Raw genomic sequence first — 23,981 nt, 5'->3', positions numbered from 1 at the left:
CTCAGTCCTGACGATGTGCGGGCCGGACGAAGGGTCCCAGAGTTCGCGTGGGACACCGACGGACGCCTCGCATGGGGTGGTCGTCTATACCCAGATTCGTTGATCGTGGCCGCAGAGCTACCCATCTTTCGGCAACTGATAAACGATCCCCGAATTGACACTGCGTCGGTGAGAGCTGATCGAGACGAGCTGCCACCAAGCGCGGGCGATTGACAGGTCCACTGGATGTCCCTGTCCCGCGAGAGGTTCCGCTTACGGATGCACCAAGGCTGTGCAGACGAGTACTGAAATTTGTGCAGTCGACTTTTGAAAATGACAAGTAGCTCCGAGAAAACTGCGGCGGGTGAATTTACGCCTTGTCATGAACATGGCTTTCTCGTCGGTGTGCTTTCAAACGTTTGGTTGCCGCGACGATAAACGCGCAGATAAATGTGGCCATTAGAACGGCGAAGATCACCAGAGCAGGATTGATCCAGGCCGGAATCATGTCATAACCGGCGTTGCACTTGTCGTGGAGAGGGAAGAACCGCCCCGGTTCTAGCCAGTTCTGCGCCCGATAGTCTCTGTCAAGCAGTTGGCCGGCCTTCGCGCATGTCTCGTCAATGTCCTTACCGGAGGCGAATATCCCGATGAAATACGTAACACCGATGGCAATGAAGGACAGGAAGGACAGTCCAAGCCATCCTTTCAGTGGCATTCGTAGCACGTCAGATCGCTCCTGCGCCATTCACTGCGAGTGGAGTCGTGGTGGCCAGAAAAACAATCGTGAGTGAGATCATCGGCCCAGTCTGCCAGTAAGGGAAAGATAGTTCATCCAACACAGGGTTGATTCTGTCAATCGAGGTGACCTTTGAGGGTTACCCAGTCGGACAGCCTTTGACAGTTACGGTCAGGCGAGTTGGGCACTTCGACTGACATTGCACCGAGCCGCATGGACGGTCAATCCGATACTGACGGCCAGACTCATGAGCAGGGCCATAAAGCCCGCGGTGACGGCAATGTAGTAGCTAGCCGGGTCAGGCACGGCATCAACCACCGGCTCCATATAGAACCAAATAGTGGCACCGGCATTGAACCCAAGGATCACGATGAGAGCAGTCAGGACCCATGCGACTATCGCAATAATTTTCATCTGTATTGTTCCCCCAATTTAGGAATGGCCGTAGCCCACTGTCCTTGAATCCTAGCCGCACGGCGTTTTTAGACGCAGGTGTCCCGCAGGGGGTTCCCAAGTGGAACATCACCACTCTGGGCACCATAGTTGTGCCGGCTGTTAGCGGCCAAGACCAAATGAACCGAGTGTCGACCGGCTTGCGTGACACCCTTTATCGGAGGAAGTGACGTAGAGTTCGCCAACTGATTTACTGCACGTAGGGTTGCAATATGCATAACTTTGACGCAGTGATTTTCGATTGGAGCGGCACGTTGGTGCACGATCCCAGCACTGAGGAGCGAGTTAAATTAGCATTCGCAAGGCTTGGTCGTGCCGAACCCCATGGGGTACAAACTGTTTGTGAATCCTTGCGCCGTTGGGAACACGATCCTGACGTCGTCGCCGCGCAGGCTGGTTCCGATACAAGTGCCCGCAGATATTACGCGGCGGAGTCGTTGCACTTCCAGCGGGCGGGGCTGGACCAGGAACTTGCAGAGATCCTGTTACACGCCGACGAGTGGCCTGAAAGTCGGCCGCTGTATCCTGATGCGCTGGCAACGCTCCAGACTTTGAAGGAGCAAGGATGTCGTATTCAAGTCCTCAGTGACATTCACTTCGACATCCGCCCGCTTCTAGAGAACCAAGGAGCTGGTGAATTCATAGATGACTACGTATTGTCCTTTGAACACGGCATACAGAAACCCGACGCTGAGATTTTTGAGCTAGCGCTTGCTCGGCTAGAAGTACCTCCTAGTCGTGCCCTGATGGTGGGTGATCGCTCCACGCATGATGGTGCTGCAACGGAGAGCGGAATCACAAGTTTACTCCTGCCACGAATTGGCACACCGGATCGTCGCAACCTCTCGATCGTAAGTCTGTTGGTCGGCTGAACTGTTCCACTCAGCGTTCGGCATGTAGGACGATATGTGAAGTGAACCAGCCGACCGTGGCAGGACTTAGGCTGGGGGCATGATCTTCTCTGTGGTATTTCTTCTAGCCTGCTACGTTCTGCTAATCATTGTCATCGTGCGGTGCGCGGATGGCCGGATTGGCGTCAATGGTCTGGCAGGCATTCGGATACCTTCGATTATGGCAACCGAACAAACATGGATCGTCGGACACCAAGCAGCTAAAAGGCCGTCTCTAACAGGAATTTATTGCGCCATTATTTGCCTACTTCCAACTCCCTTTGTCCCGGGGGAAGCACTGCAAGTAGTCTTCCTTCTCGGATCGTGTCTCATCATGCTCATCGGCGTTATCGTTGGCGCGTCCGCCGGATCAAAGGCCGCAAAGCTAGTTCTAGCAACACCGTATTAGCATCAACCATGCTCGATTTACTCGATTTAGAGGGACGGTATCCTGCTGAACGTTCCGCCTACGAAACAGTGTGAACCAAGGGTCATTGCGTTTGGTGTTGCAACATCTACCGCAGCAAAAAATGCGACATTTAGCGTTGCAAACCACAGGTGACAATTGGATTTTAGTCCTAGTTCAAGCGCCCGGATGGAATCTGTCGATGACTCCTGATGAAGGGCTCAACGGTAATTAGTGATCATCTTTCGATGATGGGAAGGCGATCTCTTGCAGTGCTGCGAGGTGGTTTCGCCACACCCGCTCGCCTTCTTTGGTTGGTTTCAGCCAAGTTCGGGGGCGCTTGCCAAGGTAGCCCTTTCGGATTCCGATGTATCCAGCCGTTTCGAGTACGGACGCTTGCTTACTGAGGACTGAGTACGAAACCTGGAGGTGGCCGCGCAGTGTGGCGAAGTCGATCTCCTCCGTCTGGGCTAGGGCCGCCATAAGTGAGAATCGCACGGGATGTCCCAGTGCGTCGTTGAGCTGGTGTCGTGGGTGATCGGCAGCTAATGGCGCGCTCATCGGCGGGCCTCGTACCAGGCACACGACGTCGTCGATGCGGTCAGAAGTACAGCCACGAGACCTGCAAACCAGACCTCCCCTTGAAACAATCCGAAGGCGGGAAGCATCATCCCGGCGAACCAAAGAACTCCCCATAGTCCCATGTAGATGGCCCAGCGAAGGCCGAATCCACGCTTGTTGGTGCGGGTGAAAAAGAAGACAGTTCCCATTAGGATGAGCGCCCAAACCCCCATGAGTACCGCGGGTAGGGCTATGGGGGCACCCGGTGCCAGGCGAGCGTATGTGAAAGCAATGATTCCCATAGAAGAGACAGCACCAAGGCCGAGAAGGAAACTAATCGCGGGCCAGCTTGCACCGGATCTGACGCTGGACCCGACCTGGCCAGCCTGGTCCAGTAGAGCCTTGGCCTGCTCGGCATTCGGGGGGCTTGGGGTGGCGGTGCCGTTCATGGAGATCTCCCTGCTGAGTTGCGACTGAATAAGTCTACTCTTGCAACTATTTTCCAAATTGGCAAGTAGTTTCAGTTTCGATGTCGCTTATTGCCGTCCCGGCACCGCAAAAAGATGTAAATATCAACTATGGGTGGGTACATACGAGCGCCAATGTCGTCCCAGTCAGGGTTCGGCATACGGGCCTTGTACGGCAGGGTTTTCGGCACCAGCGGCTATTCTCTCTGTGGCCGCGCGTTTCGATGGATTTAAGGGCTACCAGGGGTTCAGCGTTGTCCCACTGTCCAAGGGCCCGCGTCCGGCCAACCATGCCATAAACAACTGCCGACTATTAGATGAATCGAGTCGGTCGGGGACGGTTGCAAGCAATACAGGAAGCTCCCAGTCCACATACTCATCCGGCCAATCCGACGAGCCGTAGCCCAGTCCGAGATCGACGTGGTGCATCTCCACCTCGCGGAGTCTGTGTGCCGGGCAACCAGCCACACCGTAATGCCCTCCGCCAAGGAAATGTCCATTGGGCCATCCTGCAGCAGTTGATTGCGTGAATATCTCTTCAAGACACTCCGTGCTGGCTTTCAGATCGGCGATGATCTCACTAGCCGACCGCGTTGCCCCGTCTTCAATCTCGATGCTGCGCTGTTGCTCACCACTTTGGTATTTAGGAACATCCCGGCCTCCCAGCGCACCTGACAGTCTTCGCGCATGGGCGTCCGCATTGCGAGCAAGATGGGTCAGTACATGGCCCACGGTCCATCCCGGCAGCCGACTTGACGATTGGACGTCCTCGTCCGTTAGCTGGGACACGCGACGCATCAACCGCCCCTGCGCTTCACGGCACAATCGGGACGCCAGTTCCGGATTACTCTCAAGATCCACGAGTACATCAACCTTTCTTCGCCACTCGATCACCGACAACTCTGCCACAAGCGCTCACAATGACATGGGATGGCAGACACTATCCAGATAAGACACCGATCAACCGTGCAGGGGTTGCTGTGATGCACCACATTCTTCACCCCTGCAGGAGCAGATCCTCGGTGTTCAAAGCAGAGTCTCTCCTGATAATCGTTAGTCTGAAGGCATGAATCAGACCCGTAGCGCACCAACAGCTTCCACTCACGGCGCTGTTCTGCATGATGAGGTTCGCCCGGCCTGGTCAGCGGAGGTGGTCTCGTGGCTATTGGGATCACCCTTGAGCGGTCCGCGACTGGCAGTACTGGATCTCGGAGCCGGCACAGGACTAGGAACACGGACCATCGCAACACTCGGACACCCCGTCACTGCAGTTGATTCCTCTGCAGACATGCTCTCCGTGCTCCGAACCGCCTGCCAGGAACTGCCCTCCGGAGTCGCTGATGGCATCACGGCCCTTATTGGATCAGCAGAATAAATCCCCTTGGGCGAACAGAGTGTCGACGCCATTATTTGCCTCCAAGCCTGGCACTGGGTCGAGCCCGAACAGGCCACAGCCGAATGTGACCGTGTACTCAAGCCAAACGGCATGATGGGCATGGCCTGGCACACCTGGGACCGCACCAACGAGTGGGTCCAGGCACTCGCTGCAATCGTCGAACCGAACGGAACCCCTACCGACCAAACACTCAGCGTGCCCGAGGAGTTGGCCGGACGAGGCACCTTTGAACGCAAGGAATGCCCCCTCAACTACGAACTGACAGTCGACCAACTCGTTCAGCTCGCCAGCTCCTGGTCTTACGTAGCGAAGAGACCGGACCGAAACGTCGTCTTGACCAAAATCCGCAGCCTGGGCGAACAAGCAGCGTCGCCTAACACAGGCCTTGTCAGATTCCCGCACATAACGGTCGCCTTTAGACTCAAACAGCCAGGACAGCCAGTCGTAGGTTAGACCCAACGGCAATTCAAGCAGACCTCATAATAAGTGTCCGCAGGAGGTTCCGCTTCTGAGGCGTTGTCCGGCACCCAGCTCGCTGAGAGCTACCTTTGAAGAATGGATTCCAATACGCGACCGTTGCACGAGTTCATCATTGACGTGGGATCGAGTGTGCAGATCAACTATTTTGATTCAGGTGGCGACGGCCACGCTGTCGTGATCTTGCATGGACTCGCTGGCAGCGCCAAGGAATTCTTCCAGACTGCGGCTGCACTCCCCGAATTCAGAACGATCCTCATCGACCTCCGGGGGCACGGCCGCAGCACCCGCCGTCCCGACGACCTTTCCAGAAAAGCCTTTATCGAAGACGTGGTTCACGTCATTGAAACAGCCGTCGGAGAGCCTGTGACACTTGTTGGCCAGTCAATGGGCGGGCACACCGCAATGCTCGTCGCCGCGGCCCGCCCCGATCTTATTCACCGGTTGGTGCTGCTCGAAACCGGGCCCGGCAGCGGCAATCACATCCAAAACGACGCCATGGGCGAATTCTTCCGTTCATGGCCAGTCCCCTTCGCGAACCATGCAGCGGCCCGCGAATTCCTCGGTGACGGCCCACTCGAAAAAGCCTGGGCAGCTGACTTGGAAGAACGCAACGATGGATTGTGGCCCAGATTCGATCCAGACGTGATGGTCTCCGCAATCAACGAAGTGTCTATGCCAAGGTGGGAAGAATGGGAATCCATCCAGGCGCCGACGTTGGTGGTTTACGGGGAAAACGGCATGTTCACTCCGGACGAAAAATCCGAGTTTGTCCTGCGTGGCCACAACACCCAGTACTACGATCTACCCGGAGCCAGCCACGACGCGCATCTCGACGCGTTCGATGATTGGGTATCCGTCCTGAATTCCTTTCTTCCAACCAAGCCCAGTGCCCGTTAGCCGTTCCCCTATGGGCAGACGCGGACGTGCACAATTCATTGGAAAATGACTCTCTGCGGATAAGTAGGGACAATGGCTCCATGCGCCTCTACCTGTCTTCATACCAACTTGGTGACCATCCCGAAGTTTTCACCGGCCTAGTTCGAGGCAGAAAGCGCGGATGGCTCATCATGAACGCTTTCGATGGTGTTGATCCTGAGATACGACGCTTAGAGACCAAACGCCAGCTCGTGAATCTCACGGGCATTGGACTCACGGCACATGAGCTCGACCTACGGGCGCACGACGCCGAGAGCCTTTCTGTGGAGTTTGGCCAACCGGACTTCATCTGGGTTCGGGGCGGCAACGTCTTCACTCTCCGGGCCGCACTGGCCCGATCGGGAGCCGACGCACTCATTGTGGATCGTCTCAGAGCGGATGCCCTGGTCTACGCCGGTTTCAGCGCCGGGGGTTGCGTCCTCGCCCCGAGCTTGTCGGGTCTCGAAGAGTGCGATCCAACAGACGATGCCTTGTCACTCTACGGAGCTGTCGAGTTCGATGGCCTCAATATTCTGGACCGACCCTTTGTGCCCCATCTTGGATCTTCGGATCACCCGGAACGCGAGATCCTGACTCAGGTGGCTGCTACTTACGCCCAAGATGGCAAACAGTACTGGGCGCTTCGCGACGGCCAGGCGTTGGTGGTTGACGGCTGCAGCGTCTCGCTGCTTTGAGAGAACACTGGATTGAGTGTTCCGGTCAAGGTTCCCCTTACGGAACGACCACCAACTCACGTCTTGCCAACACCACACCCTACGCGTGTGATGGGCGCTGGTGTCACGAAATTGGGACAAGTGACACGCTGGTGACACGAAACTGGGACAAGTGTCATCCAGCTCGGGATCCTACAACCCGCCCCGTCCGAAACACAAGATTAATCACTATCCCCAACGTTCTCCACAGTGTGGATAACCTTTCCCACAACCCACAGACTTATCCACTGCGGTTGACAACCCATTCGAACTATCCACAAGCCATCTTCGAAACTGTAGTTATCCCTAGTTGTTCACAAAGTTATCCACAGAAGTGGATAACTTTCGCATATTGTCACCGATGAACGACAAAACCGCCGGAAGAAAGTAATCCACAGCTGTGGAATTACATGTGTGTAAGTTATACCCACTGTGCACAACCTTGGGGATAAGTACGTGTACGACGACAATGGAACTACTAGAACTACAGCTCTGTAAGTTATGCCCATATGTGGACAGTACTGTGGATAACTGTCCATACGTGCGACGATGAGGTCATGGAACTAGCCGACTCACTTGAAGTCAACAGGGTTTTCCCACAGGTGCCCACCCGGGATCAAATTGACGAATATCGCCGTCTTAGTGCAGAACATGCCAGCGGTGTGGCCGTCATCAGCACTGTGCTCCGCAACCGTGACCACGCAGCCACTGTGAGCGCCTACCTGTCAGTGTCCTATGACCCCCCGACATTGCTGGTGAGCCTCTATGCGGAATCACGGATTGCGCTGGCAGTGGCCGAGTCCAAGTCATGGGCATTGTCACTGCTCACGGCAGAGCAAAAGGCCGCTGCAAACTGGCTTGCCAGTCCGGGAACCCCCATCGAGGGGCTGCTCAGCCAAATCGATTTCAGGCGCGGGCCAGCCACAGGGAACGCTGTCATTGCAGGAGCGTTGGCCTTTTTCGAGGTGGAAACCACTGCCATCCATGAGGCCGCCACTCACATGTTGGTGGTGGGCAAGGTGGTATCTATGGGGGAGGACGCGTCTTGGACGAGGGACTTGTCCCCCTTGATCCATTACGGAGGAGACTACCGCCGGCTCAGGCCGTAGTGTCGCCGGTGCATCAGTAGTGCGTCCTGGAAGTTATCCGAGGATGAAGGCGGGGAAGGTCGAGACCTTATAGACGGTCAGGGCAACGAGAATGACCACGACGGCCGCAATGCCGCCCCATTGGATCAAGTTGCGGTTTTTGGCCGGGGCGTAGGCAATTGCCACTGCGCACAGGGCGCCTGCGATCAAGCCGCCGAGGTGTGCCTGCCAGGCAATGTTGGGGATGATGAATCCGAGGGCGGCGTTGATGGCGAGCAGCACCAGGATCTGGCGCACGTCCCCGCCCCGCTTCTTCTGCGCCACAAAAAGGGCGCCAAATAAGCCGAAGACGGCGCCTGAAGCGCCAACCACCGCAGTGTCGATGGGGGAGAGCAGAAGGACGCCCACGGAACCGGCGAACGCGCTCACGAGGTAAACGGCCAGGAAACGGCCACGGCCAAAAGCCGGTTCAAGGGCATTTCCAAGGATCCACAACGCATACATGTTGAATGCGATGTGCAGGAAGTCCGTTGAGTGCAAGAACGCCGAGGTCACCATCCGCCACGGCTCAGACTCCGTCAGGAACGGGGCGTAGGCAAAGTTTTGAAAGATGAAGCCATTTGGGATCGCCAGATCAAGGGCGTAGGCCGCAACACAGATGACCATCATGGTGATGGTGACCATGGGGCGGCCGGCACGGGCGACCCCGCCGAAAATGGTGCGTCTGGAAGGCACCGCCTTGTTGGCCTGCTGGACACAATCCACGCACTGGACGCCCACGGCCGCGCTGCGCTGGCATTCAGGGCACGTTGGCCGGCCACACCGCTGGCAGCTCACATAGGTGACGCGGTCGGGGTGGCGCGGGCAGACGGGGGCTCCGGTGGCAGATCCCGGAATCGTGTAAGGCGAACTCATCGATTGGGTCCTCAATAGAAAATACAAGGAAGGCTTCAGCCGCCGGATCCATGCGGGCCCGGCGGCCGAAGCCGTGAAACTGGGAAAGCAGGTTTTGGTTAGAGCTGCTCGACGGTGACGGAGTTGATGACAACGTCCTCGCGCGGCTTGTCGCCCGCTCCGGTCGCAACGCCTTCAATGGCGTCGACAACTGCCTTGGAGGCCTCATCAGTGACATCACCGAAGATGGTGTGCTTGCCCTGCAGCCAGGAGGTGTTCACCGTGGTGATGAAGAACTGTGAACCGTTGGTTCCACGACCGCCCTGGATGCCGGCGTTGGCCATGGCGAACTTGTAGGGGTCGTTGAAGTTCAGGTCAGGGTTGATCTCGTCGTCGAATTGGAAGCCGGGGCCACCAATTCCACGGCCTAGGGGATCGCCGCCCTGGATCATGAAGTCCTTGATGATGCGGTGGAAGATGGTGCCGTTGTACAACGGTGCGGTGGTCTTCTCGCCGGTGCCCGGGTGGGTCCACTCGATCTCGCCGGTGGCGAGACCAACGAAGTTGGCCACTGTCTTGGGAGCGTGGTTACCGAAGAGGTTCACCACGATGTCGCCAAGGCTGGTGTTGATAGTTGCTTTTGCGGTTGGGATAGCAGTCATGGCGATATTCTGCCACGCCCAGGTGGGAAATTTCTGATAAGGCGGTTCATTCCGCGCCGGGCGAACTGGCAAGGGATAGTGTGGTGCCAGTTGTGGACGTAGGCTGAAACTTGAAACTGCTGATATTTGGAGGAAACGTGAAGAAGGCTGACCGCTTTACCCAAGGTTTGGAAGACTCACTGAATTCTGGCGTGCAAACTGCCGCTGATTGGGCCGCACCCCATGTGGAAACCGCCCGGGACTGGACTGCGCCCCGCATGGAAGCAGCCTTGGGCTGGGCTGTTCCACGCATCGAAAAAGGCATTGAGCACGCATCCCCGATTGTTCAGGACGGCTTGCGCAGGGCTGCACAGTACACGGCCGACGGCGTCGCAGCCGTGGCACCGATGCTCCAGGACGGCCTGGAAAAGCTGGCGCCGCGCATCTCCAATGCCGTTGATGAGGCAACCCCTCACATCCAGGACGCCCTGGACAGGACGGGTCCGGCCATCACCTCCGCCAAGGACAAGGTGGTGCAGGAGTTCATTCCCCTGTTCTCGGATAAGCTCGGGGATGCCGCCCAGGCAGTCGAAACCGCCATGGACAGGGCAAGGAACTCGCACCAGATGGAAATTGCCGCAGCCAGGCTGACTGGCAACAAGAAGGCACTGGCCAAGGCAGAGAAGGCCGCGGCCGAAACAGCCCGGAAGCTCGCGGATGAGTTGAAGAAGGCGGCCAAGAAGGACAAGAAGTCAGGAAAGGGCTGGATCGTTGTGGGCGTGCTGGTTGCGGCTGCGGCTGCCGGCGTGGCCGCGTGGAAGGCCTCCAAGCCTGTCCAGGACCCTTGGAAGACACCGGCACCCGTTGCCCCGGCGGAGGCTCCACTTCCCTCTCCAGTTCCGGCCACCGTCGCTGTAGACGAGGAAGCACCCACCAAGGCCGAGGAAACCGCCGACGCCGCGGAAGAGAAGGCCGAGGAAACCGCCGAGGCTGTGGATAAATCCGTTTCCAAGGCAGCCACCGATGTCAAGGAGGCAGCAAAGCACGCCAAGGATGCGGTTGTCGACGAACTCAAAGATGAAGCACCAAAGCCGAAGCCCACGGAGCCCAAGAAATAAAGCTCAGCTCCATTTTTCACAAGGAAGGCCGGGATCCCGCGGGATCCCGGCCTTCCTTGTTGCTTCACTGGCTTATTGCGGCGCCGTCTTCTTCCTGATGCCGCTGCGCCCCTGCCGAAGGATCACGATGGCGAGGCCGCCGAGAATCAGGGCCAACCCCACATACGTGCCTGCCGGCAACTCCTGGTGCAGGAAAATTCCTGCCAGGATGGCTGCCCCGGGAATCTCCAGCAGGATCATCATTGAGACAACCAGCGGAGAGATGGTGGCCAGCAGGTAATTGAAGATGGTGTGCCCGAATATCTGCGCGGCCACCGTCACGCCCACAATGCCCCACCAGGCCTCCGGGGGGATGTTGACCAATGGCTGGCCGAACACCAGGCACAGCACGAGCAGGATCAGCGAGCAGAGCGTGTAGCAAAGGCTGGAGTAAACGCTAGTTGAGAGGGTTTTCCGTGCCATTGACCCGGCCAGCGTGTACATGGCCGCCAGGGCGCCTCCCGCCAGGGCCAGGAGATCACCGATGAGCGCTTCGCGGGAAACGCCGATGTCGAAGCCCGTGATGACGACGACGCCGACAAGTGCCGTTCCCAGGCCCATCAGGACGGGCCTGGGCGGCTTGGCTCCCCGCAGCCACTGGAACAGGGCTATCCAGGCAGCCTGAAGGCATACCAGGGCCGTTGCGGCCGCAACGCTTGTCAATTTCACGGACGTGACAAAGCAGGCGAAGTGGAACGCCAGGGCCGTTGCGGCAATAGCAGTGAATTTCACTTCCTGCCGGGTCAGGGACGCCAGGAAGCCGGGGCTTTTGATCAGTGCCGGCGTTCCAAGCACGAGCGCCCCGAAAACGTTGCGCCACAGCGCAATGGTCAGTGCGGGCGCCATCGTGGCCGCCATGATGGGGCCCGAGGCCGAAACACCCAGAATGCCCACTACGGCCAGAAAAAATATCACCGTACAAGCCTAGGGCACCGGCAACAGCTGCCACCCCACACCCATCAAAGCCCCAGCGGTCAAACAAAAAGAATCCCGGTCCAAAGGACCGGGATTCTCTTCTTATGGTGGAGGCACGGGGACTCGAACCCCGAACCCCCTGCTTGCAAAGCAGGTGCGCTACCAATTGCGCCATGCCCCCATAATGCTCATTTAGTATATATGAAACTTGGTAAAAGATTCAATTTACTGAATCCGTTGCCTTGCTCCACGCTGTCTTCACAACTTTGGATTCCCGCCATTTCTTATTCAAGAAAATTGCACCAGCCAAAACCGTTACCAATATCAGCAACTTCTTCACTGCACACCATCCTTCAAACAAGAACCAACCGGTTCCGTGGGCGTACCTGGACTTGAACCAGGGACCTCTTCGTTATCAGCGAAGCGCTCTAACCGCCTGAGCTATACGCCCTCAGTGACCCTCACCGGGCCGAGACAAAACATTACCCCACAGAATCCCAAAGTTCAAAATCGGCGGGTCTCGGAGTCTAAAAGACCCGCCGATTCAAGGAATTTTTGGTGCTGGTTGTGCGGTGAACCAGCTGTTAGTCGTCGGTCAGAGTCACACCAATGCCGCCCACAAGGGTGGCAGAGATGTTGTACAGCCAGGCCGAGAGGACCGAAAGGGTTGTCAACAACACGACGTTGACAACGGCGACGATGGTCGAGAAAGACGCCACCTGCCCCAATGACGCAACGCTCAGCAGGTCGAAGGGCTTGCCGCCCTCCTTGCCCTGGATGTCATTGATGAAGGAATTTACCTTGTCGAACAGTCCAATGGTGTCCAGCACCGACCACAGCACGATGGATGCCACGACCGTGACAATGCCAAGGGCCACGGAGAGCAGGAACGCCATTTTCAGCACCGACCACGGGTCAACCTTGCTGACCAGAAGGCGTGCGCGGCGCGCCTTCGCCTTCGGCGCAGGCTTCACGAGCGTCGGCGGTGATTTCGGCGCCGGCCGCTTTACCGCAGAGGCTCCGGCCGCCGCCGGAGCGGTGCCCGGTCGCTGCGCAGGACGCTGTGCGGGTCGGGCCGGGGCACCTACCCTTGGTGCGGAACCAGGCCGCGGGATGGGGTTGTTGGTGCTCAATCGGTACCTCCAGTTATTCCGTCATTACGGTTTAACGGTACTTCATCAACCTGTTGGTTTCCTTCGAGCCCTTCAACACCCGTCACTTCACCAGCGGCGGTGTCCTCCAGGTCTTCGTCTTCCTCCAGGCCGCGCTCACTGTTGCGGGCAATTCCGATGATGCGGTCATTCTTGTCAGGCTTGGCGAAGATGACACCCATGGTGTCGCGCCCCTTGGCCGGCACCTCCGAGACATCGGAGCGGACAACCTTGCCGCCTCCCATGACCACAAGAACCTCGTCATCCTCCTGGACGATCAAGGCGCCGATGAGGTCGCCGCGGTCCTCCACGAGCTTGGCAACCTTGATGCCAAGGCCGCCTCGTCCCTGCAGGCGATATTCCTCAACAGCGGTCCGCTTGGCATAGCCTCCTTCTGTGACAATAAACACAAAAGAATCCTCGGTGACGACATTAGCCGAGAGCAGCTCATCAAAGTCACGGAATTTCATGCCCGTGACACCCGAAGTTGCACGTCCCATGGGCCGCAAGGCCTCGTTGCTGGCCGTGAAACGGATTGACTGGCCCTTGCGGGACACGAGCAGCAGATCGTCGGTGTCAGACACCAGCTGGGCGGAGACGAGTTCATCGCCGTCGCGCAGGTTGATGGCAATGACGCCGGCCGACCTGTTGGTGTCGTAGTCCTCGAGGGAGGTCTTCTTGACCAGGCCGTTCTTGGTGGCCAGGACCAGATACGGGGACTGCTGGTAGTCCTTGAGCTCCATGACCTGTGCGATCTTCTCGTCAGGCTGGAACGCCAACAGGTTGGCAACGTGCTGGCCCTTGGCATCACGGCCGGCCTCGACCAGCTCGTAAGCCTTGGCGCGGTACACACGTCCGAGGTTGGTGAAGAACAACAGCCAGTGGTGCGTGGTTGTCACAAAGAAGTGCTCGACGACGTCGTCGCCCCGAAGCGCTGCTCCCTTGACCCCCTTGCCGCCGCGGTGCTGTGAGCGGTAGTTGTCGCTGCGGGTTCGTTTGACGTAGCCCCCACGGGTGATGGTGACAACCATTTCCTCTTCGGGAATGAGGTCTTCCATGCTCATGTTGGGGTCGTAGCCCATCATGATTTCGGTGCGCCGATCATCACCGAAGCGTTCGGTGATTTCTGCCAGTTCATCGCTGACAATGCCGCGCTGGACTTCGGGATCGGCCAAAATGCGGTTGAACTCGGCTATCATCCCGAGCAGCACTTCGTGCCTGTCGGTGATCTTCTGGTGTTCAAGGGCGGCCAGGCGGCGCAGCTGCATGTCAAGGATGGCCTTGGCCTGGATTTCATCAATGTCCAGCAGTCGCATCAAGCCGTCGCGGGCTTCCTCGGTGGTGGAGGAGGCCCGGATCAGGGCAATGACGGCGTCGAGCGCGTCGAGGGCCTTCAGAAGGGCACGCTGGATATGTGCCTCCTCCTCGGCCTTGCGCAGGCGGAACCGGGTGCGGCGGACAATGACGTCCATCTGGTGGGTCACCCAGTGGCGGATGAATGCATCCAGCGGCAGCGTGCGCGGCACGCCGTCAACGATGGCAAGCATGTTGGCGCTGAAGTTTTCCTGCAACTGCGTGTGCTTGTAGAGGTTGTTCAGGACAACCTTTGCCACGGCGTCGCGCTTGAGCACGATGACCAAACGCTGGCCCGTACGGCCCGATGTTTCATCGCGAAGGTCGGCAATGCCGGAGATCTTGCCGTCCTTGACCAGATCGGCGATCTTGATGGCAAGGTTATCGGGGTTGGCCTGGTAGGGCAGCTCCGTGACAACCAGGCAGGTGCGTCCCTGGATTTCCTCAACGTTGACAACCGCGCGCATCGTGATGGAGCCACGGCCCGTGCGGTAGGCGTCCTCGATGCCCTTACGGCCGAGGATCTGCGCACCTGTCGGGAAGTCCGGGCCCTTGACGCGTTCGATGAGTGCCTCGAGCAGCTCCTCACGCCCAACATTCGGGTTGGCCAGGTACCACTGCACACCCTCGGCGACTTCCCGCAGGTTGTGCGGGGGAATGTTGGTGGCCATGCCCACGGCAATGCCGGAGGAACCATTGACCAACAGGTTGGGGAACCTCGAGGGCAAAATGGTCGGTTCTTGGTTCTTGCCGTCGTAGTTGTCCTGGAAATCGACGGTTTCCTCGTCGATGTCCCTGACCATTTCCATGGCTAGCGGGGCCATCTTTGTTTCCGTGTAACGCGGGGCCGCAGCACCGTCGTTGCCGGGTGAGCCAAAGTTCCCCTGGCCCAGGGCCAGCGGGTAGCGCATGGTCCAGTCCTGGATCAGGCGCACCAGGGCGTCGTAAATGGCTGAGTCACCGTGCGGGTGGTACTGGCCCATGACCTCGCCGACCACGCGGGCGCACTTGTTGAACGAGCGCTCGGGGCGGTATCCGCCGTCAAACATGGCGTAAAGCACGCGGCGGTGGACAGGCTTGAGGCCGTCCCGGACATCGGGGAGCGCACGGCCCACAATGACAGCCATGGCGTAGTCAAGGTAGGAACGTTTCATCTCCTCCTGGAGATCAATTTGTTCAACCTTGTCGTGCATGACCGTTCCAACAACAACTTCATTTCCAGCGTTGTCCGGCGTTGGCGCCGAAGGATTCTGGGGTGTTTCGTCACTCATAATCGTATATATTCCATTCCCAATATATGTCTGGCTCGAACTATAACTAGGGGGCTATATTTGCCCGGGTCCTAGATATCGAGGAACCTGACGTCCTTGGCGTTTTGCTGGATGAAGTTGCGGCGTGATTCCACGTCCTCACCCATGAGGATGGAGAAAATCTGGTCTGCTTCGGCGGCGTCTTCCATGGTGACCTGCAGAAGTGTGCGGTGGGCCGGGTCCATGGTGGTGTCCCACAGTTCCGTGTAGTCCATTTCACCCAGTCCCTTATAGCGCTGGATGCCGTTGTCCTTGGGGATGCGGCGTCCTGCGGCTGCACCTGCGGCCAATGCTGCGTCGCGTTCCTTGTCGCTGTACACGTAATCGTGCGCCGCATTGGACCACTTGATCCTGTACAGCGGCGGCTGGGCAAGGTACACATAGCCGCTTTCAATCAACGGGCGCATGTAGCGGAATAGCAACGTCAGCAACAAGGTGGTGATGTGCTGTCCGTCAACGTCGGCATCGGCCATCAGGACGATCTTGTGGTAGCGGGCCTTTGCTACGTCAAAGTCCTCGCCAATGCCGGCACCGAAGGCCGTGATCATGGCTTGGACTTCGGCGTTGCCAAGGGCCCGGTCAAGGCGGGCACGCTCTACGTTGAGGATCTTTCCTCGCAGGGGCAGGATCGCCTGGGTGTGGGGGTTGCGCCCTCGCACGGCGGAGCCGCCTGCGGAGTCACCCTCCACAATGTAAATTTCCGAAATTGCCGGATCCTTGGACTGGCAGTCCTTAAGCTTTCCGGGCATGCCGCCGGATTCAAGCAGGCCCTTTCGGCGGGTGTTTTCCCTGGCCTTCCGTGCAGCCAAACGGGCCATGGAGGCCTGGATGGACTTGCGGATGACATCGCGTGCGGGACCGGGGTTGCGCTCGAGCCAGTCGCCGAGGCCATCGGTAACAACACGCTGCACAAAGCCCTTGACTTCCGAGTTGCCCAGCTTGGTTTTTGTCTGGCCCTCAAATTGGGGTTCGGAGAGCTTCACCGATATGACGGCCGTGAGGCCTTCACGAATGTCATCCCCTGTGAGGTTGTCATCCTTTTCCTTGATGATGTTCTTCTCACGCGCATAGCGGTTGATCAAGGACGTCATGGCTGCACGGAACCCCTCTTCGTGGGTTCCGCCTTCGTGCGTGTTGATGGTGTTCGCGTAGGTGTGGACGCTTTCCGAGAACGAGGTAGTCCACTGCATGGCGATTTCAACAGCCATGCTCCGTGAGGAATCCTCGGTTTCGAAGGCAATGACGTCCTCGTGGACGGGCTCGTACTTCTTGGACGTGTTCAGGTGCTTGACATAGTCGAGCAGGCCGTCCTTGTACTGGTAGACCACCACACGCTTGCCGGTGAGAACATCCTTGCCCTCGGGGATCGCATCAAGATCGGGGTCTTCGTCAGGTGCGGCATCAACTGAACGCTCGTCGGTGAGCGTAATTTTCAGCCCCTTGTTCAGGAAGGCCATCTGCTGGAAGCGCGCGCGCAGGGTTTCGAAATCGAACTCGACCGATTCAAAGATCTCCGGGTCCGGGTAGAACGTTTGGGTCGTGCCCGTTTCGTTGGTGACTTCACCCTTGACAAGCGTGCCCTGGGGCTTTCCGCCGTCGGCAAAAGTCATGCGCCACACGTATCCCTGACGGCGAATCTCCGTATTGACCCTGCGGGACAGCGCGTTGACAACCGAAATACCAACGCCGTGCAAACCACCGGATACGGCGTAGCCACCGCCGCCGAACTTTCCACCGGCGTGCAGGATGGTCATGACGACCTCAACAGTGGGCTTGCCCTCGGTGGGGTGGATGTCAACGGGAATACCTCGGCCGTTGTCAATGACCCTGACACCACCATCGGCGGTCAACGTGATGTCAATGTGGTCGCAGTATCCGGCCAGTGCCTCATCCACCGAGTTGTCAACGACTTCGTAGACCAGGTGGTGCAAGCCCCGGGGGCCAGTGGAACCGATGTACATGCCAGGGCGCTTGCGGACAGCTTCCAAGCCCTCCAAAACAGTGATGTCACTGGCATCGTAGTGACTTGTGTCGGCTGGCGCGGCAGGTGTTTCGGTGACTGCAACCTCGCTTGGCTGCGTGTTTTCCGATTCTGGATTCACGGCACTATCCGAATTGTTCGTCGTCACAGGCGCGTTCGACCCCTCTTGTTGTTCAGCTCGATTGCCAACATTGGAACGGGCACACGGCTGTCATATGCCAGTGCGTCATTTCCTCTGGGAAGGCAGATAAATACCGCTCTCTAGGCACCTGCAAAAGCTGGCACAGCGCCGCAGAGAGACGGTTATACACCAATTCTACCTTGCGGCGGCACCATATGGGTGCCCAACCTGCCCTGAAACGCCAGAAAACCGGCACAGGACGCAATTGTTGATCCATCTTTAAGGAGCTGTACGCCCGACGGCGTTTGAAAGCGCCTGCAGCGCGTTGTGGACTATCCGTAGGTGTCCCTTGGACCACGGCCCTTGACATGCCTGAAGCCCTTGCGCCAACTCGGTGCAGCGGGCCCAAGGACTTGGATTTTTGTCACGACGCCCCTTCCAAGTTCCACATCAAATTTGGCCAGAAGCGAGGACGAAAGAAGCCGCAATTGCGTGGCCCAGCTGGTTGAATCGCACCTGACATGCAACGTTGTTGCTTCAAAACTCTCAGGTCTGCAGTGGGCGGCGATGTCCGCCCCCACCAGGGTGTCCCATTGGGACATGACGGATCCAACAGCCAGGGGGGAGCTCCAACCGCGGTCTGACACCAGTCTGCTGACGACGTTCCCCAGTCCCTGGGGGTCCCTGCCACCGCCATATTTGGCATCGAGAAAGGGTTTCCGGTTCCCCTTCGTTGCGGGTTTCTCACCCAGACGGTTCCGCGGGATCCGCAACTCCCCGCGGCTTTTGGCAATCCGACGCATGCGGTTCAATGCCGCCTGCGCGGCATCAATTTCCGTTGTATGGTCGTTGTCCGCCGCTTCCTTGCGGTGTTTTTGGCCGGTTGGATCAGTATTTGAAAAGCCCGGGGGCTGCTCACTCATCGGGAATCACTCCGCCAGGAATCACCTGGACGGTTGAGCCCGACAATTCCTCGGGTATGTCCTCGCCCACGGCCGCCGTCACCAGGACTTGTTCCGCCGAGGCGACCATCAGGGCAAGCTTGCGGCGTCTTTGGGCATCAAGTTCAGCAAAAACATCGTCGAGGATCAGGATTGGCTGGTTTCCCGCCACGTGCCTGTCTTCATCAAGCACATGGAACGAGGCAAGCCGCAGCGCAAGAGCAATGGACCAGGATTCCCCGTGTGAGGCGTAGCCGCGGGCGGGCGCCTGGCCCAAAAGAAGGTCCAGCTCGTCCCGGTGCGGCCCGACCAGCGACATTCCGCGTTCCAGCTCGCGCGTCCTGGACTGCACCAGTTCAACCCGGTATTTTTCGGTGAGTTCCTCAACCGTGCACAGTGAAAGATCAGGCAGGTCCTGCCCGTCTGAAGCAGCCCCACTGGCCGGTTCCCCGAGGGTGTCGGGGAATTCGGCGTCGTACATTCCCGACTGGACCTGGGAGGCCGGACCATCGAGGCTGCTGCGGTAAATCGCGCGCAGAAGCTTTGACCCGTCGGTCAGCTGTGCATAGGCCTCGGCCATGTGGGGGCGCAGCCTGTTGAGTAGATCAAGCCTTGCCGCGAGCAAATTAGCGGCCACAACAGCCAGGTGCATATCCCACACATCCAGGGTTGCAAGATGTGTTTCGGAGACGCCGGTGCGGGAAAAATGCTGAGAACGCGCGGATTTCAGTAGGGCATTGCGCTGTTTGAGCACGCGGTCATAATCGCTGCGGGTGCCGGCATGCCGTGGAAGCAGCACCACCAGCAGATCATCAAGAAAACGACGCCGATTGCCCGGGTCACCCTTGACCAGCGCCAGATCCTCAGGTGCAAAAAGGACCGTGCGGCACAGGCCAAGGACATCCCGGGCGCGGACGGGGTTGGCCCGGTTGATCCGCGCCCGGTTGGCCCGGGTCGCATTGACTTCAACTTCAACCATGACTTTTTGTCCGCCGCGCACCAGCTGGGCGCGGATCAGCGCCTGCTCGGTGCCAAAACGCAGCAACGGTCCGTCACTGCTCACCCTGTGGGAGGAAAGAGTTGACAGGTAGCCAATGGATTCCACCAGATTGGTTTTGCCTAGACCGTTGGAGCCAACGAGCACGGTGACGCCTGGGCCCAGCGTCAGATCGACCTGGGCATAACTGCGGAAATCCGTCAGGGAAAGATGTTCAAGATACATGGGGCCGGTATTTATCCACCGCTAGGAACCTGCAGGTTTTGTGGCATGACCACCAAATTGATGGCGCAGTGCCGAGACCATTTTCATGGCCGGTGAGTTATCTTCACGTGAGGAGAAGCGGGCGAAAAGTGCTGCAGTGATGGCAGGTGCCGGAACCGCGTTGGCAATGGCCTCTTCCACGGTCCATCGTCCTTCACCGGAATCCTCAACGTAATCATCAATGGATTCAAGTCCCGGATCCTCGTCGAGGGCCTTGACCATCAGGTCCAGCAGCCAGGAGCGGACAACCGTTCCCTTTTGCCATGCACGGAAGGTTCCTGGCAGGTCCTGGATGATGTCTTTTTTCACCAGCAGCTCGTACCCCTCGGCATAAGCCTGCATCAGGCCATACTCGATGCCGTTGTGGACCATCTTGGCGTAGTGGCCTGCGCCGATATCACCAACATGGACAAAACTGTCGGCGCGGTCTCCCTCCGGACGGAGCACATCCAAGACCGGAAGTGCCCGGGCGACGTTTTCCTCCGAACCACCTGCCATCAGTCCGTAGCCGTTTTTCAGGCCCCAGACCCCGCCGGAAACGCCAACATCCATGAATCCAATGCTCTTTGAGGCCAGCATTTCACCGTGTTTTTGGTCCTCGGTGAAGCGTGAGTTTCCGCCGTCAATGAGCAGGTCTCCCGGTTCAAGCAGGTCAGACAGGCTGGTGATGACGGAGGATGTGATGTTTCCTGAAGGCACCATGACCCAGATGAGCCTGGGTGCGGGAACAGCGGCAACCAACTCAGCCAATGACGCAACATCGCTTACCTCGGGGTTTTGGTCAAACCCCGTGACCTCAATTCGGGCGTCCCTGAGGCGGGCCCTCATGTTGAAGCCCATTTTGCCAAGTCCAACGAGTCCAATATGCACGTGCGTAGCTCTTTTCCGTGGGTTGGGTGCTGATTGTGGGGAGGCAGCTGCTGTTGCTTGAAGGCTACTGGTTGGGCAGCCTCACCGGCATGACCAGGTAGCGATATTCATCGCGGCGTTCGCCGTCGATTTCGTCCTGGGCACTGAGCATGGCCGGCTTGGGTGCCGATGTGAAAGAGAACCTGACGTATTTGCTGTCAAAAGCGCTCAAACCTTCACTGAGGTAGTGCGGGTTGAAAGCAACCGTGATCTCATCGCCAACGAGTGAGGCTTCAAGGTTCTCGGAAGCCTGGGCATCTTCACCTGTACCTGCGTCAAGGGTGAGTTGGCCGTCGGTGAAAATCAAACGGACAGGGGTGTTGCGTTCGGCAACGAGGGAAACGCGGCGAACAGCTTCAGCCAGCACACTGGTCTCAACCGTTGCGTGGATTGGCGTGGTGTCCGGGAACAGCGATCGGATCTTGGGGTAGTCCCCATCCACCAGCAATGAGGTGGTCCGCCGTCCGCCGCTTTCGAAACCAATCAGTTCGCTGTTGCCGGAGAGGGCAATGTTGATGTTTCCGGAACTGCCAAGGGTCTTGGCGACTTCACTGAGAGTCTTGGCCTTGACCAATGCACCCGCGGAAATGTTGGGTGAGGTGGGGTTCCAACGAATTTCACGAAGGGCCAGCCGGTACCTGTCAGTTGCAAGCAACGTGATGAGGTCGCCTTCAATTTCCATCTTCACGCCTGTGAGAACAGGCAGTGTGTCGTCCTTGCTGGAGGCGATGATGACCTGGGACACGGCCTGGGCGAACGCTTCGCCGTCGACAGTTCCGCTGATTTCTGGAAGGGCCGGCAATTCCGGATAGTCAGCGACAGGCATTGTGGCCAGGTGGAACCGGCTGCTGCGGCAGGTCAGGGTGACTTTGGTGCCGTCGGTTTCAACGTCAACGGGAGCCGCCGGCAGGCTGCGGCAAATGTCGGCCAGCAGTCGGCCGGAAACCAGGATGGTGCCCTCTTCGGAAATATCAGCCGGAATTTGCAGGCGCGCTGAGATCTCATAGTCAAAACTGGCCAGGCTCACCGTTCCCGCTTCGGCCTTCAACAAAAGACCTGAAAGCACGGGCACGGGAGGGCGGGGTGACAAGGATCGTGCGGCCCAGCTGACTGCTTCGGTCAGAACATCCCGTTCGACTCGGAACTTCACGGAAGGGTGCCGCCTTTCATGGTGCGAAAAATTTTGGTTTTGCGTTCCTGGACGCCCCTCCGTCGTGGACGGAACGCACCAAGGTTGGAATTACATGCTTGGAGACAGCTTAGCCCCTTGATCTGCCCATTTGGGCATCGGTCTAAGCATCTTGGGATGGGCTGGACGGGGGGAAAACAAATGTTCTTTGAAACGAATAATTCTTGTAGTTCGTAGTGTTAATAAGTCCTGTGGATACTGTGGATAACTGACCTGGACCACGTGGTTCCGCCGAAGTTGCCTGTGCACAGCCTGTGGGGACGGACCGCTTGCGGCTGTGGGGAGGAGTGGAGAACTTTTTGGGTGGATTTAATGATCCACAGGTGACCGGGGAGTTATCCGCAGGAAGAAGGGGTTTGTACCCCGGTCATCCACAGGCTTATCCACACCTGTTAATTTCTCAATTTTTTTAATCCGCTGCGCGGATTACCCTTCGCGCTGCTGCTGCTTGATCTTGTTGGTCAGTTCCGTCACCTGGTTGTAGATGGCCCGTCGTTCTGCCATCAACTCCCGGATCTTCCGGTCTGCGTGGATCACTGTTGTGTGATCGCGCCCACCGAATTCCTGCCCAATTTTGGGAAGGGACATGTCAGTCAGCTCCCGGCACAGGTACATGGCGATCTGCCGGGCCGTCACCAAGGTCCGTGTACGTGATTTGCTGCAGAGTTCTTCAAGGGAAATGTTGAAGTAGGCCGCCGTCTGCCCGAGAATCGCTGTTGAGGTGATCTCCTGTGCGCCGTCGTCGGTAATGAGGTCCTTGAGCACCAGTTCGGCCAGGCCGACATCCACCGGCTGGCGGTTCAGGCTGGCGAACGCGGTGACACGGATCAAGGCGCCTTCGAGCTCACGAATGTTCGTGGAGATCTTGGATGCAATGTACTCAAGGGCGTCATCGGGGGCCGAAAGGCCCTCCCCGATGGCCTTTTTGCGTAAAATCGCGATGCGGGTTTCAAGTTCCGGCGGCTGGACATCCGTCAACAGGCCCCACTCAAAACGTGAACGCATGCGCTCCTCAAAGCCCTGAAGCCGCTTGGGGGGAAGGTCGGAGGTGATGACGACCTGCTTGTTGTGGTTGTGCAGTGCGTTGAAGGTGTGGAAGAACTCTTCCTGGGTGGCATCCTTGTTCGCCAAAAACTGGATGTCATCAATGAGCAGGATGTCCACATTGCGGTAAAGCTGCTTGAAGCTGGCACCTTCGTCGTCGCGGATGGAGTTGATGAAGTCGTTCGTGAACTCCTCGGAATTCACGTACCGAACACGAATCCCGGTGTACAGGCGTCGAGCATAGTGGCCGATGGCGTGCAGCAGGTGCGTTTTGCCCAGGCCGGAATCGCCGTAAATGAACAACGGGTTGTAGGCCTTGGCCGGCGCTTCGGCAACGGCGACGGCGGCTGCATGAGCGAACCGGTTGGATGAGCCAATGACAAAGGAGTCAAAGACGTACTTGGGGTTTAGCCGGCCGAACTCCTGGGATGTGCTGGGCAGCATCGGGGAAGGCTTGGAGATGTTTTCCGCCGGTTCGATGCGATCGGTGCGCTCGATGCGGGATGAATGTTCAATGAGATCGGAACGTTCTGCGCGCACGACAACCGGTGCGGTAGCCGGCTCGTCCTCCTTGGCAGGAGGGACTAGGTCCGCATTGACGCTGAAAGCACAGCTGATTTCTTCGGAAAAGACCTGGCCCAGGGCGTCATTGAGCGCGGTGCTGAGCTGATTTTGCAGGACCTCGCGGGTCAGTTCGTTGGGAACAGCCACCAGAAGGGTGTTCCCAATCAAACCCTGAGGCTGGGTAAGGACGACAAAACCGCGCTGACGGGGGGAGACCCGTTCATCCTGCTCCAGAATCCTGATGACACGCCGCCAGGAACTTCCAACGTCATTGATGTCCTCAGTGCTCATCGACCGTTCCGTCCTTACTACCGGCTGGTGTGCCGGAATGTTTGTTTTTGCGTTCACACTGCCGTGACTTCCATTACACAACGCAGGGTCATGGTTTGTACCCGCGGGTAGGCGTCAAATTGCAGTAATCCACAGAGTTATGCACAGACGTGGATAACTTGCTACGGGCTTA

General features: G+C 58.1%; 23 protein-coding genes, 2 tRNA genes and 1 pseudogene. 7 read left to right on the top strand and 19 right to left on the bottom strand.

Annotated features, from left to right (window positions below):
* Positions 1-349 precede the first annotated feature (349 nt).
* Positions 350-727, bottom strand: coding sequence for a hypothetical protein (locus tag AAGW05_RS05560; protein ID WP_411803478.1), 378 nt, complete (start codon positions 725-727; stop codon positions 350-352).
* A 162-nt stretch (positions 728-889) separates the two neighbouring features.
* On the bottom strand, positions 890-1,132 hold the full coding sequence (locus AAGW05_RS05555) for a hypothetical protein (RefSeq protein ID WP_411803476.1): 243 nt from the start codon (positions 1,130-1,132) through the stop codon (positions 890-892).
* Positions 1,133-1,383: 251 nt separating this feature from the next.
* Between AAGW05_RS05555 and AAGW05_RS05550 the strand changes: the two genes are divergently transcribed.
* Both AAGW05_RS05550 and AAGW05_RS05545 read left to right on the top strand, forming a co-directional pair.
* Positions 1,384-2,043, top strand: coding sequence for an HAD family hydrolase (locus tag AAGW05_RS05550; RefSeq protein ID WP_411803475.1), 660 nt, complete (start codon positions 1,384-1,386; stop codon positions 2,041-2,043).
* Positions 2,044-2,122: 79 nt separating this feature from the next.
* The gene (locus AAGW05_RS05545; protein ID WP_411803474.1) at positions 2,123-2,470 is read left to right on the top strand and encodes an SdpI family protein; all 348 of its coding nucleotides are present in this window, start codon (positions 2,123-2,125) and stop codon (positions 2,468-2,470) included.
* Between the two features lie 228 nt (positions 2,471-2,698).
* Here AAGW05_RS05545 and AAGW05_RS05540 read toward each other — a convergent pair whose 3' ends face one another.
* The 3 genes from AAGW05_RS05540 to AAGW05_RS05530 all read right to left on the bottom strand — a co-directional run bounded on the left by AAGW05_RS05540 (position 2,699) and on the right by AAGW05_RS05530 (position 4,404).
* Complete coding sequence (locus tag AAGW05_RS05540; RefSeq protein ID WP_411803473.1) at positions 2,699-3,028, bottom strand: winged helix-turn-helix domain-containing protein; 330 nt, start codon at positions 3,026-3,028, stop codon at positions 2,699-2,701.
* Positions 3,025-3,477, bottom strand: a complete 453-nt coding sequence (locus tag AAGW05_RS05535) for a hypothetical protein (protein WP_411803472.1) — start codon at positions 3,475-3,477, stop codon at positions 3,025-3,027. The genes AAGW05_RS05540 and AAGW05_RS05535 overlap by 4 nt, the downstream gene beginning before the upstream one ends.
* Positions 3,478-3,732: 255 nt before the next feature.
* Entirely contained in the window at positions 3,733-4,404 is a 672-nt protein-coding gene (locus AAGW05_RS05530) for a maleylpyruvate isomerase family mycothiol-dependent enzyme (protein ID WP_411803471.1), read from the bottom strand.
* A gap of 157 nt (positions 4,405-4,561) precedes the next feature.
* Between AAGW05_RS05530 and AAGW05_RS05525 the strand changes: the two are divergent.
* The 4 genes and pseudogenes from AAGW05_RS05525 to AAGW05_RS05510 all read left to right on the top strand — a co-directional run bounded on the left by AAGW05_RS05525 (position 4,562) and on the right by AAGW05_RS05510 (position 8,108).
* Positions 4,562-5,344 (top strand): annotated as a pseudogene (locus AAGW05_RS05525) (class I SAM-dependent methyltransferase).
* Positions 5,345-5,446: 102 nt separating this feature from the next.
* Positions 5,447-6,268: an alpha/beta fold hydrolase gene (locus AAGW05_RS05520; RefSeq protein ID WP_411803470.1), complete on the top strand. Its 822-nt coding sequence runs from the start codon at positions 5,447-5,449 to the stop codon at positions 6,266-6,268.
* Between the two features lie 80 nt (positions 6,269-6,348).
* Positions 6,349-6,981 carry a Type 1 glutamine amidotransferase-like domain-containing protein gene (locus AAGW05_RS05515; RefSeq protein WP_411803469.1) on the top strand — a complete coding sequence of 211 codons (633 nt, stop codon included), beginning with the start codon at positions 6,349-6,351 and terminating at the stop codon, positions 6,979-6,981.
* A 575-nt stretch (positions 6,982-7,556) separates the two neighbouring features.
* A complete protein-coding gene (locus tag AAGW05_RS05510; protein ID WP_411803468.1) occupies positions 7,557-8,108 on the top strand; it encodes a flavin reductase family protein in 552 nt (183 codons plus the stop codon).
* Positions 8,109-8,141: 33 nt separating this feature from the next.
* On the opposite strand, the gene AAGW05_RS05505 is transcribed toward AAGW05_RS05510, so the two are convergent.
* A complete protein-coding gene (locus AAGW05_RS05505; RefSeq protein ID WP_411803467.1) occupies positions 8,142-9,002 on the bottom strand; it encodes a rhomboid family intramembrane serine protease in 861 nt (286 codons plus the stop codon).
* A gap of 98 nt (positions 9,003-9,100) precedes the next feature.
* Entirely contained in the window at positions 9,101-9,643 is a 543-nt protein-coding gene (locus tag AAGW05_RS05500; protein WP_411803465.1) for a peptidylprolyl isomerase, read from the bottom strand.
* A gap of 137 nt (positions 9,644-9,780) precedes the next feature.
* Here AAGW05_RS05500 and AAGW05_RS05495 point away from each other — a divergent pair, with 137 nt between their 5' ends.
* Positions 9,781-10,740 (top strand): hypothetical protein, encoded by a 960-nt coding sequence (locus tag AAGW05_RS05495; RefSeq protein ID WP_411803464.1) that lies wholly within the window; start codon positions 9,781-9,783, stop codon positions 10,738-10,740.
* Between the two features lie 72 nt (positions 10,741-10,812).
* Here the strand turns inward: AAGW05_RS05495 and AAGW05_RS05490 are convergent, their stop codons facing one another.
* The 12 genes from AAGW05_RS05490 to dnaA form a co-directional block, all read right to left on the bottom strand.
* Positions 10,813-11,694: a DMT family transporter gene (locus AAGW05_RS05490; RefSeq protein ID WP_411803463.1), complete on the bottom strand. Its 882-nt coding sequence runs from the start codon at positions 11,692-11,694 to the stop codon at positions 10,813-10,815.
* A 105-nt stretch (positions 11,695-11,799) separates the two neighbouring features.
* A tRNA-Ala gene (locus tag AAGW05_RS05485) sits at positions 11,800-11,875 on the bottom strand.
* 39 nt (positions 11,876-11,914) lie between these two features.
* Positions 11,915-12,034, bottom strand: coding sequence for a DLW-39 family protein (locus AAGW05_RS05480; protein ID WP_411803462.1), 120 nt, complete (start codon positions 12,032-12,034; stop codon positions 11,915-11,917).
* Positions 12,035-12,071: 37 nt separating this feature from the next.
* Positions 12,072-12,145 (bottom strand) — tRNA-Ile (locus tag AAGW05_RS05475).
* 133 nt (positions 12,146-12,278) lie between these two features.
* Entirely contained in the window at positions 12,279-12,827 is a 549-nt protein-coding gene (locus tag AAGW05_RS05470) for a DUF3566 domain-containing protein (protein WP_411803461.1), read from the bottom strand.
* Complete coding sequence (gyrA, locus tag AAGW05_RS05465) at positions 12,824-15,469, bottom strand: DNA gyrase subunit A (protein ID WP_411803460.1); 2,646 nt, start codon at positions 15,467-15,469, stop codon at positions 12,824-12,826. The genes AAGW05_RS05470 and gyrA overlap by 4 nt, the downstream gene beginning before the upstream one ends.
* 71 nt (positions 15,470-15,540) lie before the next feature.
* Positions 15,541-17,514, bottom strand: a complete 1,974-nt coding sequence (gyrB, locus tag AAGW05_RS05460) for a DNA topoisomerase (ATP-hydrolyzing) subunit B (protein WP_411803499.1) — start codon at positions 17,512-17,514, stop codon at positions 15,541-15,543.
* Positions 17,515-17,942: 428 nt separating this feature from the next.
* Positions 17,943-18,413 carry a DUF721 domain-containing protein gene (locus AAGW05_RS05455; protein ID WP_411803498.1) on the bottom strand — a complete coding sequence of 157 codons (471 nt, stop codon included), beginning with the start codon at positions 18,411-18,413 and terminating at the stop codon, positions 17,943-17,945.
* A 112-nt stretch (positions 18,414-18,525) separates the two neighbouring features.
* Positions 18,526-19,773 (bottom strand): DNA replication/repair protein RecF, encoded by a 1,248-nt coding sequence (recF, locus tag AAGW05_RS05450; RefSeq protein WP_411803459.1) that lies wholly within the window; start codon positions 19,771-19,773, stop codon positions 18,526-18,528.
* A gap of 21 nt (positions 19,774-19,794) precedes the next feature.
* Positions 19,795-20,682: a phosphogluconate dehydrogenase (NAD(+)-dependent, decarboxylating) gene (gene gnd / locus AAGW05_RS05445; protein ID WP_411803458.1), complete on the bottom strand. Its 888-nt coding sequence runs from the start codon at positions 20,680-20,682 to the stop codon at positions 19,795-19,797.
* Between the two features lie 64 nt (positions 20,683-20,746).
* Positions 20,747-21,871: a DNA polymerase III subunit beta gene (dnaN, locus tag AAGW05_RS05440; protein ID WP_411803457.1), complete on the bottom strand. Its 1,125-nt coding sequence runs from the start codon at positions 21,869-21,871 to the stop codon at positions 20,747-20,749.
* Between the two features lie 465 nt (positions 21,872-22,336).
* Entirely contained in the window at positions 22,337-23,809 is a 1,473-nt protein-coding gene (dnaA, locus tag AAGW05_RS05435; protein WP_411803456.1) for a chromosomal replication initiator protein DnaA, read from the bottom strand.
* Positions 23,810-23,981: the final 172 nt, after the last annotated feature.

Source organism: Arthrobacter sp. LAPM80, assembly GCF_046736435.1.
GTDB lineage: Bacteria > Actinomycetota > Actinomycetes > Actinomycetales > Micrococcaceae > Specibacter.
This window is presented reverse-complemented; position numbering and strand designations above follow the sequence as displayed.

Bases quoted from the DNA above. Each gene is read 5' to 3' on its own strand.
- AAGW05_RS05560 (WP_411803478.1), bottom strand. From the start codon at position 727: ATGGCGCAGGAGCGATCTGACGTGCTACGAATGCCACTGAAAGGATGG.
- AAGW05_RS05555 (WP_411803476.1), bottom strand. From the start codon at position 1,132: ATGAAAATTATTGCGATAGTCGCATGGGTCCTGACTGCTCTCATCGTG.
- AAGW05_RS05550 (WP_411803475.1), top strand. From the start codon at position 1,384: ATGCATAACTTTGACGCAGTGATTTTCGATTGGAGCGGCACGTTGGTG.
- AAGW05_RS05545 (WP_411803474.1), top strand. From the start codon at position 2,123: ATGATCTTCTCTGTGGTATTTCTTCTAGCCTGCTACGTTCTGCTAATC.
- AAGW05_RS05540 (WP_411803473.1), bottom strand. From the start codon at position 3,028: ATGAGCGCGCCATTAGCTGCCGATCACCCACGACACCAGCTCAACGAC.
- AAGW05_RS05535 (WP_411803472.1), bottom strand. From the start codon at position 3,477: ATGAACGGCACCGCCACCCCAAGCCCCCCGAATGCCGAGCAGGCCAAG.
- AAGW05_RS05520 (WP_411803470.1), top strand. From the start codon at position 5,447: ATGGATTCCAATACGCGACCGTTGCACGAGTTCATCATTGACGTGGGA.
- AAGW05_RS05515 (WP_411803469.1), top strand. From the start codon at position 6,349: ATGCGCCTCTACCTGTCTTCATACCAACTTGGTGACCATCCCGAAGTT.
- AAGW05_RS05510 (WP_411803468.1), top strand. From the start codon at position 7,557: ATGGAACTAGCCGACTCACTTGAAGTCAACAGGGTTTTCCCACAGGTG.
- AAGW05_RS05505 (WP_411803467.1), bottom strand. From the start codon at position 9,002: ATGAGTTCGCCTTACACGATTCCGGGATCTGCCACCGGAGCCCCCGTC.
- AAGW05_RS05500 (WP_411803465.1), bottom strand. From the start codon at position 9,643: ATGACTGCTATCCCAACCGCAAAAGCAACTATCAACACCAGCCTTGGC.
- gyrA (WP_411803460.1), bottom strand. From the start codon at position 15,469: ATGAGTGACGAAACACCCCAGAATCCTTCGGCGCCAACGCCGGACAAC.
- AAGW05_RS05455 (WP_411803498.1), bottom strand. From the start codon at position 18,413: ATGCGTCGGATTGCCAAAAGCCGCGGGGAGTTGCGGATCCCGCGGAAC.
- recF (WP_411803459.1), bottom strand. From the start codon at position 19,773: ATGTATCTTGAACATCTTTCCCTGACGGATTTCCGCAGTTATGCCCAG.
- dnaA (WP_411803456.1), bottom strand. From the start codon at position 23,809: ATGAGCACTGAGGACATCAATGACGTTGGAAGTTCCTGGCGGCGTGTC.